This window comes from Streptomyces sp. Xyl84 (genome assembly GCF_059731885.1).
Window position 1 is genome coordinate 6,360,035 of record NZ_AP029182.1, and the last position, 14,333, is coordinate 6,374,367.

General features: G+C 74.1%; 10 protein-coding genes. 4 read left to right on the forward strand and 6 right to left on the reverse strand.

What is annotated here, in order from left to right:
• Positions 1-7: 7 nt before the first annotated feature.
• The 4 genes from AC6I72_RS27715 to AC6I72_RS27730 form a co-directional block, all read right to left on the reverse strand.
• Positions 8-1,342 carry an aspartate aminotransferase family protein gene (locus AC6I72_RS27715; protein WP_498003859.1) on the reverse strand — a complete coding sequence of 445 codons (1,335 nt, stop codon included), beginning with the start codon at positions 1,340-1,342 and terminating at the stop codon, positions 8-10.
• The gene (locus AC6I72_RS27720; RefSeq protein WP_498003860.1) at positions 1,339-2,436 is read right to left on the reverse strand and encodes an SDR family oxidoreductase; all 1,098 of its coding nucleotides are present in this window, start codon (positions 2,434-2,436) and stop codon (positions 1,339-1,341) included. The genes AC6I72_RS27715 and AC6I72_RS27720 overlap by 4 nt, the downstream gene beginning before the upstream one ends.
• 468 nt (positions 2,437-2,904) lie before the next feature.
• Entirely contained in the window at positions 2,905-4,038 is a 1,134-nt protein-coding gene (locus tag AC6I72_RS27725; protein WP_498003861.1) for an acyl-CoA dehydrogenase family protein, read from the reverse strand.
• Between the two features lie 357 nt (positions 4,039-4,395).
• Positions 4,396-4,974, reverse strand: a complete 579-nt coding sequence (locus tag AC6I72_RS27730) for a TetR/AcrR family transcriptional regulator (protein ID WP_498003862.1) — start codon at positions 4,972-4,974, stop codon at positions 4,396-4,398.
• Between the two features lie 248 nt (positions 4,975-5,222).
• On the opposite strand from AC6I72_RS27730, the gene AC6I72_RS27735 reads away from it, so the two are divergent.
• Genes AC6I72_RS27735 through AC6I72_RS27750 form a run of 4 tightly spaced genes read left to right on the forward strand, consistent with a single transcriptional unit; the run spans position 5,223 to position 10,084 of the window.
• Positions 5,223-5,810 carry a (2Fe-2S)-binding protein gene (locus AC6I72_RS27735; protein ID WP_498003863.1) on the forward strand — a complete coding sequence of 196 codons (588 nt, stop codon included), beginning with the start codon at positions 5,223-5,225 and terminating at the stop codon, positions 5,808-5,810.
• Positions 5,807-6,799, forward strand: coding sequence for an FAD binding domain-containing protein (locus AC6I72_RS27740; protein WP_498003864.1), 993 nt, complete (start codon positions 5,807-5,809; stop codon positions 6,797-6,799). The genes AC6I72_RS27735 and AC6I72_RS27740 overlap by 4 nt, the downstream gene beginning before the upstream one ends.
• Positions 6,796-8,937 carry a xanthine dehydrogenase family protein molybdopterin-binding subunit gene (locus AC6I72_RS27745; protein WP_498003865.1) on the forward strand — a complete coding sequence of 714 codons (2,142 nt, stop codon included), beginning with the start codon at positions 6,796-6,798 and terminating at the stop codon, positions 8,935-8,937. Before AC6I72_RS27740 ends, AC6I72_RS27745 begins: the two co-directional genes overlap by 4 nt.
• A complete protein-coding gene (locus tag AC6I72_RS27750; protein ID WP_498003866.1) occupies positions 8,930-10,084 on the forward strand; it encodes an XdhC family protein in 1,155 nt (384 codons plus the stop codon). Before AC6I72_RS27745 ends, AC6I72_RS27750 begins: the two co-directional genes overlap by 8 nt.
• A 72-nt stretch (positions 10,085-10,156) precedes the next feature.
• Here AC6I72_RS27750 and AC6I72_RS27755 read toward each other — a convergent pair whose 3' ends face one another.
• Both AC6I72_RS27755 and AC6I72_RS27760 read right to left on the reverse strand, forming a co-directional pair.
• Entirely contained in the window at positions 10,157-13,060 is a 2,904-nt protein-coding gene (locus AC6I72_RS27755) for an ATP-binding protein (protein WP_498003867.1), read from the reverse strand.
• 231 nt (positions 13,061-13,291) lie between these two features.
• Positions 13,292-14,332, reverse strand: coding sequence for a (-)-alpha-amorphene synthase (locus tag AC6I72_RS27760; protein ID WP_498003868.1), 1,041 nt, complete (start codon positions 14,330-14,332; stop codon positions 13,292-13,294).
• Between the last annotated feature and the right edge of the window lies 1 nt (position 14,333).

The window sequence follows — 14,333 nt, forward strand, 5'->3', positions numbered from 1 at the left end:
GGGCCGGTCAGCCGACCCGGGCCGCCACCGCTCGCAGCGCCTCGCTCAGGGCCGTGAGGAAGAGTCCCAGCTCGTCGTCGGTGACGACGGCCGGCGGGGTCAGCCGCAGCACACGGCCCGCGTTGAGCGAGTGGTTCACCAGGACGCCACGCCCGACCAGTTCGAGGATCAGCTCGCCCACGGCCTGCTCGACACCGAACTCCAAGCCGATCAGCAGGCCACGGCCGCGCACGTCGCGGACGAGGCCGCCGGTGTAGGGCGTACAGGCGGCGCGCACGCCGTGCAGCAGCCTCAGTCCCAGCGCCCGGGCACGGCCCGGCACGTCCTCCCGCTCCATGGTCTGCACGGCGGCCAGCGCGGCGGCGCAGGCGAGCGGCGAGGCGGCGAAGGTGGAGGTGTGCAGGTAGGGGTCGCGCGAGAACGGCGCGTAGGCCTCGTCGGTGGCCACCATCGCGGCGACCGGCACCACACCGCCGCTCAGGCCCTTGCCCACGAGGAGCACATCGGGACGGACGTGCTCCGTGTCCACACCCCACCACGAACCCAGCCGGCCCAGACCTGTCTGGATCTCGTCCACGATCAGGAAGGCACCGTACGTCCGGCACAGCCGCCCCGCGTCCGCCAGGTAGCCCGGCGGGGGGATGCGGACGCCGCCCTCGCCCTGCACGGGCTCCACGATCACACAGGCCCGTTCGCCGAAGCGGGCGAGCATGTCCTCCAGGGCCTCCCGGTCCCCGAACGGCACCGCCGCGCTGTCCGGCAGCAGGGGACGGAACGGGTCCTGGTAGGTCGGGTTGGCGGTCGCGCTGAGCGCGCCGAGGGTCTTGCCGTGGTATCCGCCGACGGTGCTGACCAGCGCGGTGCGGCCGTGGGCGCGGGCCAGTTTGAGTCCGGCCTCGGTGGCCTCCGCGCCGGAGTTGACGAAGTGCACCCGGTCCAGGCCGAGCGGGGTGTGCGCGGCCAGCGCGGCGGCGGCCCGGGCGGCGACGGGCTCCAGGAACACCCGGGTGGCCAGCGGGTGGGCGTCGATCTGCCGGTGCACCGCGGCGGTCACCGCCGGGTGCCGGTGGCCGAGGATGAAGACGCCGTACCCGCCGAAGTCCAGATAGCGGCGGCCGTCCGCGGTGTGCACCCAGGCACCCTCGGACGCCGTCTCCACCATGCCGCCGAGCACCTCGCCGAGCACCGCGCGGCCGGAGGCCAGGTGCTCACGGTAGAGACGGGCGATGTGCGCTCCGTCGGCCCGGAGGTCCGGGGGCGGCGGTGCCGCATCCTCCGTCGCTTCCGGGGCTCGGGGGCCTGCCGGGGAAGGCGCGGTCTCGGTGACGGGGAGCGCCGTCATGACGCCAGCTCCCGGGGCGCGGTGCCCTCCTGGAGGGCCGGCCGGGTCCGCCGTTGCCGTCGCAGGCCCGCCGGACCCGCCGCCCAGGCGGCCAGGTTGCTCAGCAGCGCCCGGCGCAGGTCGTCCTTGGCGACGGCCGTGCCGCAGTGCGCCGAGCCCAGGGAGGACTCGAAGGGCAGGGCCCGCTGGAAGACGAGCAGCAGTTCCGCGTACGTGTGGAAACGGCGGCGCAGCGACTCCGGGAAGGCCGGGCCCTCGATCAGCGGGAGCAGGAGCCGGTGCACCGACTCCAGCGGGATCAGCCGCGGGGGGTGCGGGCGGGGACCGTACCGGTCGGCGAACTCCATGCAGGTGTCGACGACCTCGCGTTGCAGCAGTGCCTCGGTGCCGGCCGTCAGCCAGTACTCGCCCTGGGTGACCCCGCCGCGCAGCAACGCGCCGACAGCACGGGCGACGACGTCCTGGGGCACCATGTCGATGCGCGCCCCCGGCTCTCCGGGCAGGACCGGGACCTGTCCCTTCACGATGGCTCCCAGGGCCCGCGTCAGCCCCTGGGCGCCCGCGATGCGGCCGGTGACGGAGTCGCCCATCACCACCGACGGACGCAGGATCGTCGCGGGCACCGGCGCCTCGCGCACGGCCTGTTCCGCCGCGGTCTTGGAGGCCAGGTAGGCGGCGGCACCGGGGAAGCGCCGCTGCTCCTCCTCGGCCAGCGGGTTGGCCACGAAGGCGGTGCTGATGTGGTGGAAGGGCGCCTGCGCGCGGACGGCGAGGTCGAGCATGGTGGCGGTGCCGTCGAGGTTGGCCCGCCAGATCGCCTCGGGCTCGGCCTTCCAGTTGGTGGCCGCGGCGGAGTGCACGACGAGGTCGACGTCGTCGGCCAGTCGCGCGAACTCGGTCCGGGACAGGCCGAGGCCGGGTTCCAGCAGGTCGGCGCTCACCTCTTCGACCCGGGGGTCGTCCACGGGTGTGCGGTGGCGCAGGCAGATGATGCGGAAGCCGGGCGACAGCTCCTCGATCAGTGCCCGGCCGAGGACACCGGAGCCCCCGGTCAGCAGGAGCACCGGGCGGCGGGGCGGCGGTAGATGAGGCATGCGAAGGATCCCCTCGGTCGGAGACGGACGGTGACGGCGCGGGCCGGGAAGCCCGGTGGGCGGCCGGCGCGGTGGACACGGCGATGGGCGCGGTGACGGGAACGACGTGGGGCCGACCGGTTCGGCGGCGACAGGTGCGACGGCGACAGCTTCGGCGGCGGTGGGTACGAGAGTGGCGGGTACGACGGCGGTGACGGATACGACGGGGTATCGGATACGACGGGCATGACGGATGTGACGGCGGTGGCGGAAGGGCCGGTGGGTCCGGTGGGTCCGGTGGCGCGTGGCGCCGACCGCGGCCGGGCACGGCGATGCGTGACGGGGCCCCGGTGTCTCACGCCACGGCGGGGCACTGTGCCGGCGGGTCGACAGGCGCAGCCACGCGCCGTGGCGGCGGGCCGTCAGGGCCGACCGCGCGCGGTGGCGGCCGGGTGTCAGGCGGCGGCCGGGCGCCGTCGTGCGGGGGTGTCAGGCCACGGTCAGTGACCCGTCGGCCAGATAAGCGGCCAGCGGGCCGGTCATCCGCGACCGGGACGGCGGGTGCAGGGCGAGGCCGTTGGTACAGGCGGCGAGGTAGCCGACCTCGTCGGAGGTCATGAAGTTCAGGCCGCCGAGCAGTTCCACCGCGCGCGGGACGATCCGGGACAGCGCGTCCTGGACGCCGTAGCGGACGTAGAGCGATTCGGCCAGCGCGGACTCGTCGGGAGTGCTCTCGTCCACACGGCGGGCGAGGCCCTCGACGGACGCCGCCGCGCTCTCGGCGGCGACCAGCAGCGCGACCCGCTCGCTCTCGGGTACCCGGTCGTTGAGCAGCACCCGCTCCACCAGGCCGCTCGCCGCGCCCAGGTAGCTGCCCGTCATCAGCAGCTCGAACCAGACCAGACCGATCGTCTGCACCTCGTCGAGCCGGGCCCCGGGCGGGCACGCGGTGCGCACCATGAGGTCGGGCGGCACCAGCACGCCGTCCAGGGTCACCTGGTCGCTCTCCGCGCCCGCCAGGAACCCGCTGGACCAGAAACCGCTGACGCTCAGCCCCTCGCTGGCGGCGGGTACCAGGGCCACGGCCAGTTCCTCGCCCTCGCCGTCCTCGCGGGGCACGAGCACGCTCGCGGTGAGCAGGTCCATGGAGCGGGCCAGGCTGCACGGGCGCTTCACGCCGGTGATCCGCAGCCCCTCGGGTGTCGGAGTGGCGGACATCGACGGCGACAGGATGCCGGCGCCGCTGCGCCCCTCGGCGAACCCGGAGGCCATCAGCTGGTTCTCCGTGGCGACGGCCTGGACCAGCATCCACTCCAGGCCTTCACCGGCATTGCTCAGTCCGACGAGGGTCGCCATCGAGAAGTGGTGCATGGTGGTCGCCACGGCCAGGGAGGGCGAGCGGCTGCCGAGGGCGCGCTGCACCCGTACGGCGTCGAGCGCGGTGGCGCCCCGGCCCTGGAGCGACGCCGGGGCGAGCAGCCCCGGGCCGCCGCTGTCCCGGAAGAGCCCGATGCCCGGGCTGCCGGGCCGCTCCAGGGTCATCAGCGGTACGGCTCGCAGGCTGTCGTCGAGCCCCGGCAGCAGTTTGGTGAGGGCCGCACGTTCACGGTCCAGGAATCTCATGTCGTCCCCTGCTCCTTGGTTCGCGGGCGCTGCCTGCGGCGAGGTTCACGGTGTCGCTGTCGTGGCAGCGTCACTTGTGTTTACGCGCGGGGCGCGAGGACCCCTCGGGACGAAACGAGGTGACACGAACTCGGGGCCCGTTGAGGGGAGATGGGGGAGAGGGCGAGGGGAGGAGCGCCCAGAGGGGCAGGACGGTGCGGGGCGGGGCGAGGTGACGAGGGTGGGGTGACGCGGGTGGGGTGAGGGCTGGTGAGGCGAGGCCGGGTGAGGCGACGGGCTCGGGGGAGAGGGGGTGGCCGGAGGCGGGCGGTGGTTCGCGGCCGGGTCCGTTCGCGTTCCGGAGGGAGCCGTGCGCCCTCAGCGGCCGGGCGCTCCGACGCGCAGGCCGTCCATCACCAGGTCGAGGAGGCGGCTCGCGCGGGACTGCCAGTCGCCGTGCGGATCCAGCTGCCAGATGCCGGCGATGGCGAGGACGAAGTCGTCCGCGCTCACGCCGGGTCTGATGGTGCCGGCCTCCTCCGCGGCGCGGAGCAGCAGTTCGGCGGCGGTGGACAGAGCGGTGTGCCCCGGCTTGGCCGGGCTGCCCGGTCCGCTCGTGGCCTGGCGGATCACGTCCGCCAGCCCGGCCTTGGTCATCGCGAACCGGGCCAGGCGGTCCATCCACTCCCGCAGCGCCCGGTCGGGAGGGCGGCACTTCAGCAGTTCGGCCGCGCTGTCGGAGACCTGCTGCATCTCGTGCCGGTAGATCTCCAGGACCAGCGCCTCGCGGTTGGGGAAGTTGCGGTAGAACGTGCCCTGCCCCACCCCCGCCTTCCTGGCGATCAGGCTGAGGGGGACGTCGGCACAGCGGGTCAGCTCGGCCACCGCGACCTCCAGGATGGTCTCGCGGTTGCGTTGCGCGTCCGAGCGCAGAGGGGCGTGCTTCTTGTGCTGCACTCGTGCTCCTTTCGGGTGCGTAGCCGAACCCGGTCTTGCTAAGCGGACAGCTGTCCGGTAGGTTTTCGATAACGGACAGCTGTCCGCTTGTCGTCCACCATAGCGGCGGGCAGCGCTTTTCTGCCACGTACAGTGCCCACTCCTGCCACCTGAGTCCTTACCCCGCAACGCGCCGCATTTTCCGGACTCGTCATCTTTCAGGCCGACATCCCGACGTGTTTCCGCCGCATACGCGAAAGAAGCTGACCATGGACCCAGCCACCTCGTCGACGCACAGCCCGATCACCTTGAACATCAACGGCGAGAAGCACGCGCTGTCCGTCGACCACCGCACCACCCTGCTCGACGCCCTGCGGGAGCGGCTCGATCTGACCGGCACCAAGAAGGGCTGTGACCAGGGACAGTGCGGTGCCTGCACCGTGCTGCTCGACGGCCGTCGCGCTGTGGCCTGTCTCCAGCTGGCGGTCGCTGCCGAGGGGCGTGAGATCACCACCGTCGAGGGCATCGCCGAAGGCGACCGGCTGCACCCGGTGCAGCAGGCCTTCCTCGACCTCGACGGCTACCAGTGCGGCTACTGCACACCGGGCCAGATCTGCTCGGCCGTCGCCATGATCGAGGAGCACGCCGCCGGCTGGCCGAGCGCCGCCACCGACGACGTGCGTCCCGAAGCGGGGCCGCCTCCGCTGACTCCGGAGGAGATCAAGGAGCGGATGAGCGGCAACCTGTGCCGCTGCGGCGCCTACGCGTCCATCGCCCAGGCGGTCGCCCGGGCCGCCGCGACCACGCAGTCCGACGGCAAGGCGTCGGCCGCGGAGACCAAGGAGGCCGTGGCATGAGGGAGTTCGGCTACGAGAGGGCCCGGGACGTCGCCGGTGCCGTCGCCCTGCTGGACGCCGACCCGGACGCCCGGTTCCTCGGCGGCGGCACCAACCTGGTCGACCTGATGAAGACCGGTGTCGAGCGGCCCGCCCGGCTCGTCGACGTGCGCGAGCTCCCGCTCGACGGGATCGAGCCCACCGAGGAGGGCGGCCTGCGCATCGGCGCCACGGTCACCAACAGCGACCTGGCCGCCCACCCCGAGGTGCGCCGCCGCTACCCCGCGCTGGCGCAGGCGGTGCTGGCAGGTGCCTCGGGCCAGCTGCGCAACATGGCCACCGTCGGCGGCAACCTGCTCCAGCGCACCCGCTGCGGCTACTTCACCGACGTCACCCGGGCGTGCAACAAGCGCGTCCCCGGCAGCGGCTGCCCCGCGATCGAGGGCGAGCACCACAACCACGCGATCCTGGGCGCCTCCGAGCACTGCGTGGCGGTCCACCCGTCGGACATGGGGGTGGCCCTGACCGCCTTCGACGCCGTCGTCTCCTACGTGACGGCCGACGGGCCGGGCAGCCTGCCCCTCGCGGACTTCTACCTGCCCGTGGCAGACACCCCGCACCGCGAGACCGCTCTGCCGCCCGGGGCGCTGATCACCGGTGTCACGCTGCCGCCCGCCCCGGTCGCGGGCAACTCGCGCTACCGCAAGGTGCGCGAGCGTGCCTCCTACGCGTTCGCCATCGGCTCGGTGGCCGCCGCGCTCGACGTCCGCGACGGCGCCGTTCACGAAGTGCGCCTCGCCTTCGGAGCCGTCGCCTCCCGCCCCTGGCGGGCCCGCGCGGCCGAACAGGCGCTGACCGGTGCACCCGCCGACGCCGCGGCCTTCGCCGCCGCCGCGGACGCCGAGCTGGCGGCGGCCGACCCGCTGCCGCACAACGGGTACAAGGTGACCCTCATGCGCAACCTGGTGGTGGCCGTGCTGACCGAACTCGCCGAGGAGACCGCCCGATGACCACCGCCACCGGAACGCGTACGACCGTCCAGGGCGCCGTGGGCACCGCGCACACCCGTGTGGAGGGCCGCGACAAGGTCACCGGAGCCGCGCGCTACGCCGGCGAGATCCCCTTCGCCGACCTGGCCCACGGCTGGCTGGTGCTCTCCACCGTGGCCCGTGGCCGGATCCGGTCCGTGGAGACCGCGCCCGTCCTCGCCATGCCCGGCGTCCTCACCGTCCTGCACCACGGGAACGCGCCCCGCCTGAAGACCGACTTCATCGGCATGCTGGGCACTCCGCCGGACCCCACCTGCACCCTCTTCCAGAACGACCGGGTGGCGCACCTGGGCTGGCCGGTGGCCCTGGTCGTCGCCGAGACCTCCGAGCAGGCCCGGGAAGCGGCCGAAGCCCTCGTCGTGCACTACGAACAGGAGCCGCACGACACCGAGTTCTCCGCCGACCGCACCGACGCCTACGCGTTGGAGGGCCATATGCCGGCGGTGGTCGAGAAGGGCGACCTGGAAGCCGAACTCGCCGCCTCCGCCGTCGCCCTGGACCAGCAGTACACCACCCCCGAAGAACACCACAGCATGATGGAGCCGCACGCGGCCACCGCCCTGTGGGACGGCGGGCGGCTGGAGGTCGTCGACTCCAACCAGGGCGCCACCTGGGTCGTCGGCGAACTGGCCAACCTGTTCTCGCTCGACCCGTCCGCCGTGCGGGTGCGCTCCGAACACGTCGGCGGCGGCTTCGGCAGCAAGGGGGTCCGCGTCCACCAGGTGGGCGCCGTGATGGCCACGACCGTCCTGCACCGTCCGGTCCGTGTCGTGCTGACCCGCCGCCAGATGTTCTCGCTGACCGGCTACCGCAGCCCGACTGCCCAGCGGATCAGGCTCGGCGCGGACGCCGACGGACGCCTGCGCGCGCTGGAACACCTCTCGCTCAACCAGACCTCGTCCGTGCACGAGTTCGTCGAGTCCTGCGCCGCCCCCTCGCGGGTGATGTACGACGCCGACGCCCACCGTACGGCCCACCGCATCGTCCGGCTGGACGTACCGACCCCGACGTTCATGCGCGCACCGGGAGAGGCCCCGGGGTCCTTCGCGCTGGAGTCGGCGCTCGACGAACTCGCCGAGAAATGCGGCCTGGACCCGATCGAACTGCGCCGGCGCAACGAACCGGAGCGGGGCCCCGCCTCCGGGCTGCCCTTCAGCGGCCGCAACCTGGAAGCCTGCTTCCGTGAGGGTGCCCGCAGATTCGGCTGGGCGGACCGGGACCCGCGCCCCGGCGTGCGCCGCGAGGGACGCTGGCTGCTCGGCACCGGCATGGCCGCCGCGTCCTTCCCCTCCGGAGCCGGACCGTCCACCGCCATCGTCACCGCCGAGGCGGACGGCACCTTCACCGTGCGGATCGCCGCCGCGGACATCGGCACCGGCGCCCGTACCGCGCTGGTCCTGATCGCCGCCGACGCCCTGGCGACCACCCCGGACAAGGTCCGGGTACGCATCGGCGACAGCGACTTCGGGCCGGCGATGATCGCCGGCGGTTCCATGGGCACCCGCTCCTGGGCCTGGGCCGTCACCGCCGCGGCCGGAGAACTGCGCGAACGGCTGGCACTGGGCACCGACATCCCGCCGGAGGGCATCACGGTACGGTCCGACACCACCGAGGCCGTCGGCGCCCTGGCCCGCAAGGAGCGGCACTCCTTCGGCGCCCAGTTCGCCGAGGTCGCCGTGGACGTCACCACCGGCGAGGTCCGGGTGCGCCGCATGCTCGGCATCTTCGCCGCAGGCAAGATCGTCAACCCGCTGACGGCACGCAACCAGCTCGTCGGCGGCATGATCTGGGGCATCTCCATGGCGCTGCACGAGGAGGCCGTCCGCGACCGGGCCAGCGGTGGCCTCTACGGCGCCGACCTCGCCGGCTACCACGTCGCCACGCACGCCGACGTACCGCCGCTGATCGAGGCCGACTGGGTCGACGACCCGGATCCGGACGACCCGGTCGGGATCAAGGGCGTCGGCGAAATCGGCATCGTCGGCGCCGCGGCCGCCGTCGCCAACGCGGTCTGGCACGCCACCGGCGTCCGCCACCGCCACCTGCCCATCCGCCCCGACCGGGTCCTGCAGGCGGCCGCAGGGGAGCCACATGCTTGACATCGCCGGGGAACTGCACCGCTGGACCGAGGAGGGCCGCGCCTTCGCCGTCGCCACCGTGGTGGCCGTCGGCGGCAGCGCGCCGCGCGGCCCGGGCGCGGCCCTCGCGGTCGACAGCGAGGGCACCGTCATCGGCTCGGTCTCCGGCGGCTGCGTGGAAGGCGCGGTCTACGACCTGTGCCGGCAGGCGCTGCAGGACGGCACCACCGTCCTCGAACAGTTCGGCTACAGCGACGAGGACGCCTTCGCCGTCGGACTGACCTGCGGCGGGACCATCGACATGATGATCACCCCGGTCCCGTCGCACGCACCCGTGCGGACGGTCCTGCGGGCGGCGCTGTCGGCCGCCGTCCGGGGCGAGCCGGTGGCCGTCGCCCGGATCGTCCGGGGCCCGGACGACCTGCTGGGCGCCACGGTGCTGGTCCGGCCGGACGGGACGGACGAGGGCGCGGACGACGGCGGATTCGGCGACCACCCGGAAGCGGCCCGCACCGCGGTCGCCGAGGCCCGGGCCCTGCTGGAGGCCGGCCGTACGGGCACGGTGGAGCTGTCCGAGGACGGCTCGCACTGCCCGGGCGGTCTGACCCTCCTCGTGGAGTCCACCCTGCCCCCGCCCCGCATGATCGTCTTCGGCGCGGTCGACTTCGCCGCGGCACTGGTCAGGGCGGGCAAGTTCCTCGGGTACCACGTCACGGTGTGCGACGCCCGGCCCGTGTTCGCCACGCGGGGCCGCTTCCCCGAGGCCGACGACATCGTCGTCGACTGGCCGCACCGCTATCTGCGGGAGACCCCCACGGACCGGCGGACGGTGCTGTGCGTGCTCACCCACGACGCGAAGTTCGACATACCGCTGCTCACGGTCGCGCTGCGGATGCCGGTCGCCTTCGTCGGCGCGATGGGCTCACGCCGCACCCACGAGGACCGCCGGCGCCGGCTGCGCGAGGCAGGCGTGAGCGAAGCGGAACTGGCCCGCCTGCGGTCCCCGATCGGCCTGGACCTCGGCGCGCGGACCCCGGAGGAGACCGCCCTGTCGATCGCGGCCGAGATCGTCGCCGCAAGGCGCGGCGGCACCGGCGCCCCGCTCACGGGCTCCGACGGACCGATCCACCACGACCGGGCCGCCCCCGGCGCCACCCGGGCAGCGTGAGCCTCACGGCCCGGGCGCCGCGCACCGGACAGCGGCGTCCGGGCCGTGTCCCGGCCACGGTCGCCTCCGCGCTCAGGGGCAGGACCGGGGAAAGGTCTCCAGGGCGGCGGCGAGACCGGCCGCGTCGGTGCCGACCTTCCGGTACACGGAGGAGAGGAGCTGGCGCACTCCCCGCTCGGTGAGGTGCAACTCCTTGGCGACCACCGCGACCGGGTGCCCCTGAGCGGCCAGCTCGGCGGCCCTGCGTTCCTGGGCGGTGAGCGTGTCGGTCTGCCCGTACCGCAGAGGCAGCGGGCGCATCCCCGCGGCCGACAGCTCCGCCCGGGCCCGGCCGGCCAGGGCCTCCGCCCCGCAGTGCACGGCGGTCTCCAGCCCCCGGTACAGGCGGTCGGCGGCCTCGGGGAGCCTGCCGTTGCGGGCGAGCGCCGCGCCGTGCCCGACCAGCGCGCGGGCCAGCTCGTAGCCTGCCGGGGACCCCTCCAGCAGGCACACCGCCTCCGCGTGCAGATCGAGCGCAGCCGGTCCGCCGGTGACCTCGGCCAGGGTGCGCAGCGCCTGCCCGGTGGCCGACGCGGCGCCGAAGGCCCGCGCCCGCGCGACGGCTTCCGTCGCCAGGCCGACGGCACGCTCAGGGGCCGTGGGGGCCAGCGCCGATGCCAGGTCCAGCTGCCAGGGGCACCACGCCGGATTGCGCCAGGCCCGGGCGTCCAGCCGGTCACCGACGCCGGCCAGCAGCCGCACCGCCTCGGCGTCGCGGCCCTCCACCAGCAGCAGCTCGGCGTAGACCGTGCGGGGGTCGGGGTAGATGACCGCGTTCGGCGCGGTCTCGCCGAAGCGGTGCTCGTCGGCGACCTGCCGGGCCTCCTTGACCCGGCCGCGGGCCAGCAGGGTCTGGATCAGGACACCGACCGCGAACCACTGGGCCGGAACCGCGCCTTCCACCCGGTCGGCGATCCGCAGGCCCTCCAGAACCAGGTCCTCCGCCTCGGCCAGACAGCCGCGGTGGTAGCGGATGTAGCCGAGGAGAGTCTGCCCCAGGGCCAGGTGGGAGCCGCGCCAGCCCTTGTCCGTGCACTCGGCGATGCCCCGGCCGAACAGTTCCTCGGCCCGCCGGGGCTGGTCGCAGTACATGAACAGCAGGGCGACCGAGGCGGGGACCTCGAAACCCCGGTGCTCGTCGGTCCAGCTCAGCCCTCCGCGCAGCGCCCTCTCGGCGTGTTCCAGGACGGTCTGCCGGTGCTCCCCGCGCACCATGGCGTCCCAGGCGCGCAGTCCCAGGATGTAGCGCTCCTCCAGGGTGCGCCCCGTCAGCCGTCCGGCCAGCCGCGCCAGCTTGCGGGACCGGGCAGGTGAGTCGGGTTCGTCGCTGCGGAAGGCGCTCCACACGAAGTGATCGGCCTGCATGCGCAGCCGTGTCCGCGGATCGGTGGCCTGCTGTGCCTCCTCGGCGGCCACGCGGGCGGCCTCCGCCATGCGGTCCGTGTGGGCCAGGGCCTGCGTCAGCCGGTAGACGACGGAGGCCCGCAGATCGGGAGCGAGGTCCGGCTCCGCCAGCGCCTCCCGGAGAAGGGTGACGGTGGCCGCGGGCTCGATGAGGAAGGTCGCGCAGGCCAGTTCGTGCAGGAGCGCGGCCCGGTCCTCGGGCAGCGGCGGCTCCTGCAGCGCCCGGGTCAGCACCCGGCGGGCGGCTTCGGGAGCCCCCGCCCGCAGGTACTCACGGCCGGCCTCCCGCAGGCACTCGACCGCCTCGGGCCTGGCCTCGCACGGGACCTCCAGCAGATGCCGCGCGGCGGCCGTGGGCCCGAGCCCCGCGGCGCGGACGGCCACCGCGGCGGCGTTGTGCAGGCCGACCCGAAAGCCCGGCTGGATGGACTGGTAGATCGCCGTGGCGATCAGCGGATGCGCGAACTCGAGTCCGCCGCCGGGGGACTGGCTGTCGGTCAGGATCCCGGCGGCCCGCAGCTTCGCGGTCTCCTGTGCGGCCTGCTCCACACCGACCACGGCGATCGTGGCGGCCAGTTCCGGTGAGACGGAGGTGCCCAGCACGGCGGCGGCCGAGGCGAAACGCACGGTCGTCGTGCCGAGCCGGCGCAGCCGGTCCAGCAGTCCCGGGCCCTTGATCGCCGAGGCCAGGTCGCGCATGACCGGCAGCTCGTCCCCGGTGCCCCGCACCTCCCGTTCGGCCAGCCGGATCGCCAGCTCCACCGCTTCGAACGGGCGCCCCTCGGTGACCGTCCAGCACTCCGCGCAGAACTCCTCCTCGGCTCCCTCGCCCAGATGGTCCCTGATGATCCGGGCGACGCCCGCCGCGGAGAGCGGCATGAGGGCGTGCGGACGGTTCTCGTGGTGTTCGAGCAGCGACCGGAACGCGGTGGCCTCGGGCGGCAGTTCGCCGGGGCGGTAGGCGACGACGATCAGCAGCGGAAGGTTCTCGATGCGCGCCGCGAAGGAGGCGAGCCAGCTCAGGGACTCGGCGTCGGCCCAGTGCGCGTCGTCGAGCAGCAGCACGACCGGCGCCTGCTCCACGGCCAGGCGCGTCATCACCCAGTCCAGGCCGTCCCGCACCCCGGTTGGGTCGGGCACGCGGGCGCTGCCGGACGCCTCCAGACCGAGCGCGGTGGCGACGATGTCGTACCAACTGCCCAGGAACGCGCGGCGTTCCGGTCCGGGCATCGCCGCCAGCGGGGGCTGCACGAGCTGCCGCACCACGTGGAAGGCGAGTTCCTGCTCCGTCTCCCCGCCCCGGCCCGAGAGCACCGTGAGTCCCCGCGCGGCGGCACGGGCGCGCAACTGCGCCATGAGCGTCGTCTTGCCCAGCCCCGCCGCGCCCGTGAAGGCGAGCAGCCCGCCACGGCGCGGGGCACCGTCGGCGGACGCGGCGAGGTCGGCCAACGCGGCGTCGAGCACGCGCAGTTCCCGCTGGCGTTCGAGCAGGGGTCGGTGTTCGGTGTGTGACTGCCACGGCTCATGTGCCATGTGCCCTACCGCTTCCTGTCCTTGGGCCCTGTCCTCCGGGGGAAGCCAGAGCGTACGCCCGGGCAGCCCCCGGGCGGCCGAACGGGGCACGCAAGGGGCAAGGAAGGGTGAATCAGCCCTCACAGGGGATTGAGGTGCCCTCCAAGTGGGTAACTCCGGCCGAATGGGCGGGTCGAAGACCGCGGGACGGACAGGCGGGCCGAAGGCCGGGGGCCGAGCGGGCGGCAGGTCCTAACGGGCGGGCGCCTGTGCGGAGTCGGCGTAGCGCGGTACCGTCCGCGACCAGTGGTAGCACCCGCGGATCCAGCCGCTCATCCCGTCCACGTAGCCGAGGCCGGCGGCGCTCAGTTCCGGCCGGAGTTCCGCGCGGATCCGCTGGAACTCGCGGATGGTGCCGTTGATCCGCGCGATGGCCGGCAGCACGGCCTCGGCCAGGGAGCAGTCGTACGCCCGCTGGTAGCCGAGGGCCAGGTTGATCAGGCCGCCCGCACGCTGCTCCTTCACCGCCGAGTACAGGTCCGGTATCCACACCGCGGCGTCCACGGACAGCCGGGTCAGCCGCCGCATCAGCGGGTGATGGAGTTCCTGCGGCCGCATCTCCTGCGCCTCCGCCGCCTCGCAGAGCGGATAGAACGGCTCCACGCCGGCGGTCAGCGACCGTATCGACGTGCACACCCCCATGTGCGGCGGCGCGCTCCCGTTCTGGGCGACCGCCTCGTACATCAGGCCGTGCACGTACTCACGGCTGTTCGACGCCCACCGCGCCGCCTGGCCGGGGGTGCAGCGCTGCCGGACCTGGCGGTGCAGGTCGGCCAGGGCCGCGCCGAGGGCCGTCGTCGGCGGCCGGCCGTCGCGGAGGATCGCGACGCTCTCGCACAGCATGGGCAGCAGCCGGTCGGCCCCGCCCAGCCCCACCTCCTCCGCCCGGTCGTCGAAGACGAACTGGTAGGCGATCTGACGGGCGACGAGCAGCAGGATGTCCGCGTCGGCGTCCGGGGTGATGTACGAGGCGAGCTGGGCGGGACGGGTACGGGCGATCATCTTCGCCACCCCGGGTCCGGCGGTCAGCCCGCAGCTGTCCAGCCAGGCGTCCGTGCCCGCCGCCGCCTCGGCCTCGTGGCGGTTGCTGCGGAAGGGGAAGGGCATGTACAGGTGGGCGTCGATCAGATCGTTCAGCGTGGCCGCCGGATCGGCCGCGCGGTCGGTGGCCGCGGCGGCCGGGACTCCCTTGGCTCCCTGGCGCGGTACCGCGCGTTCCTGGGTCGTCGACACC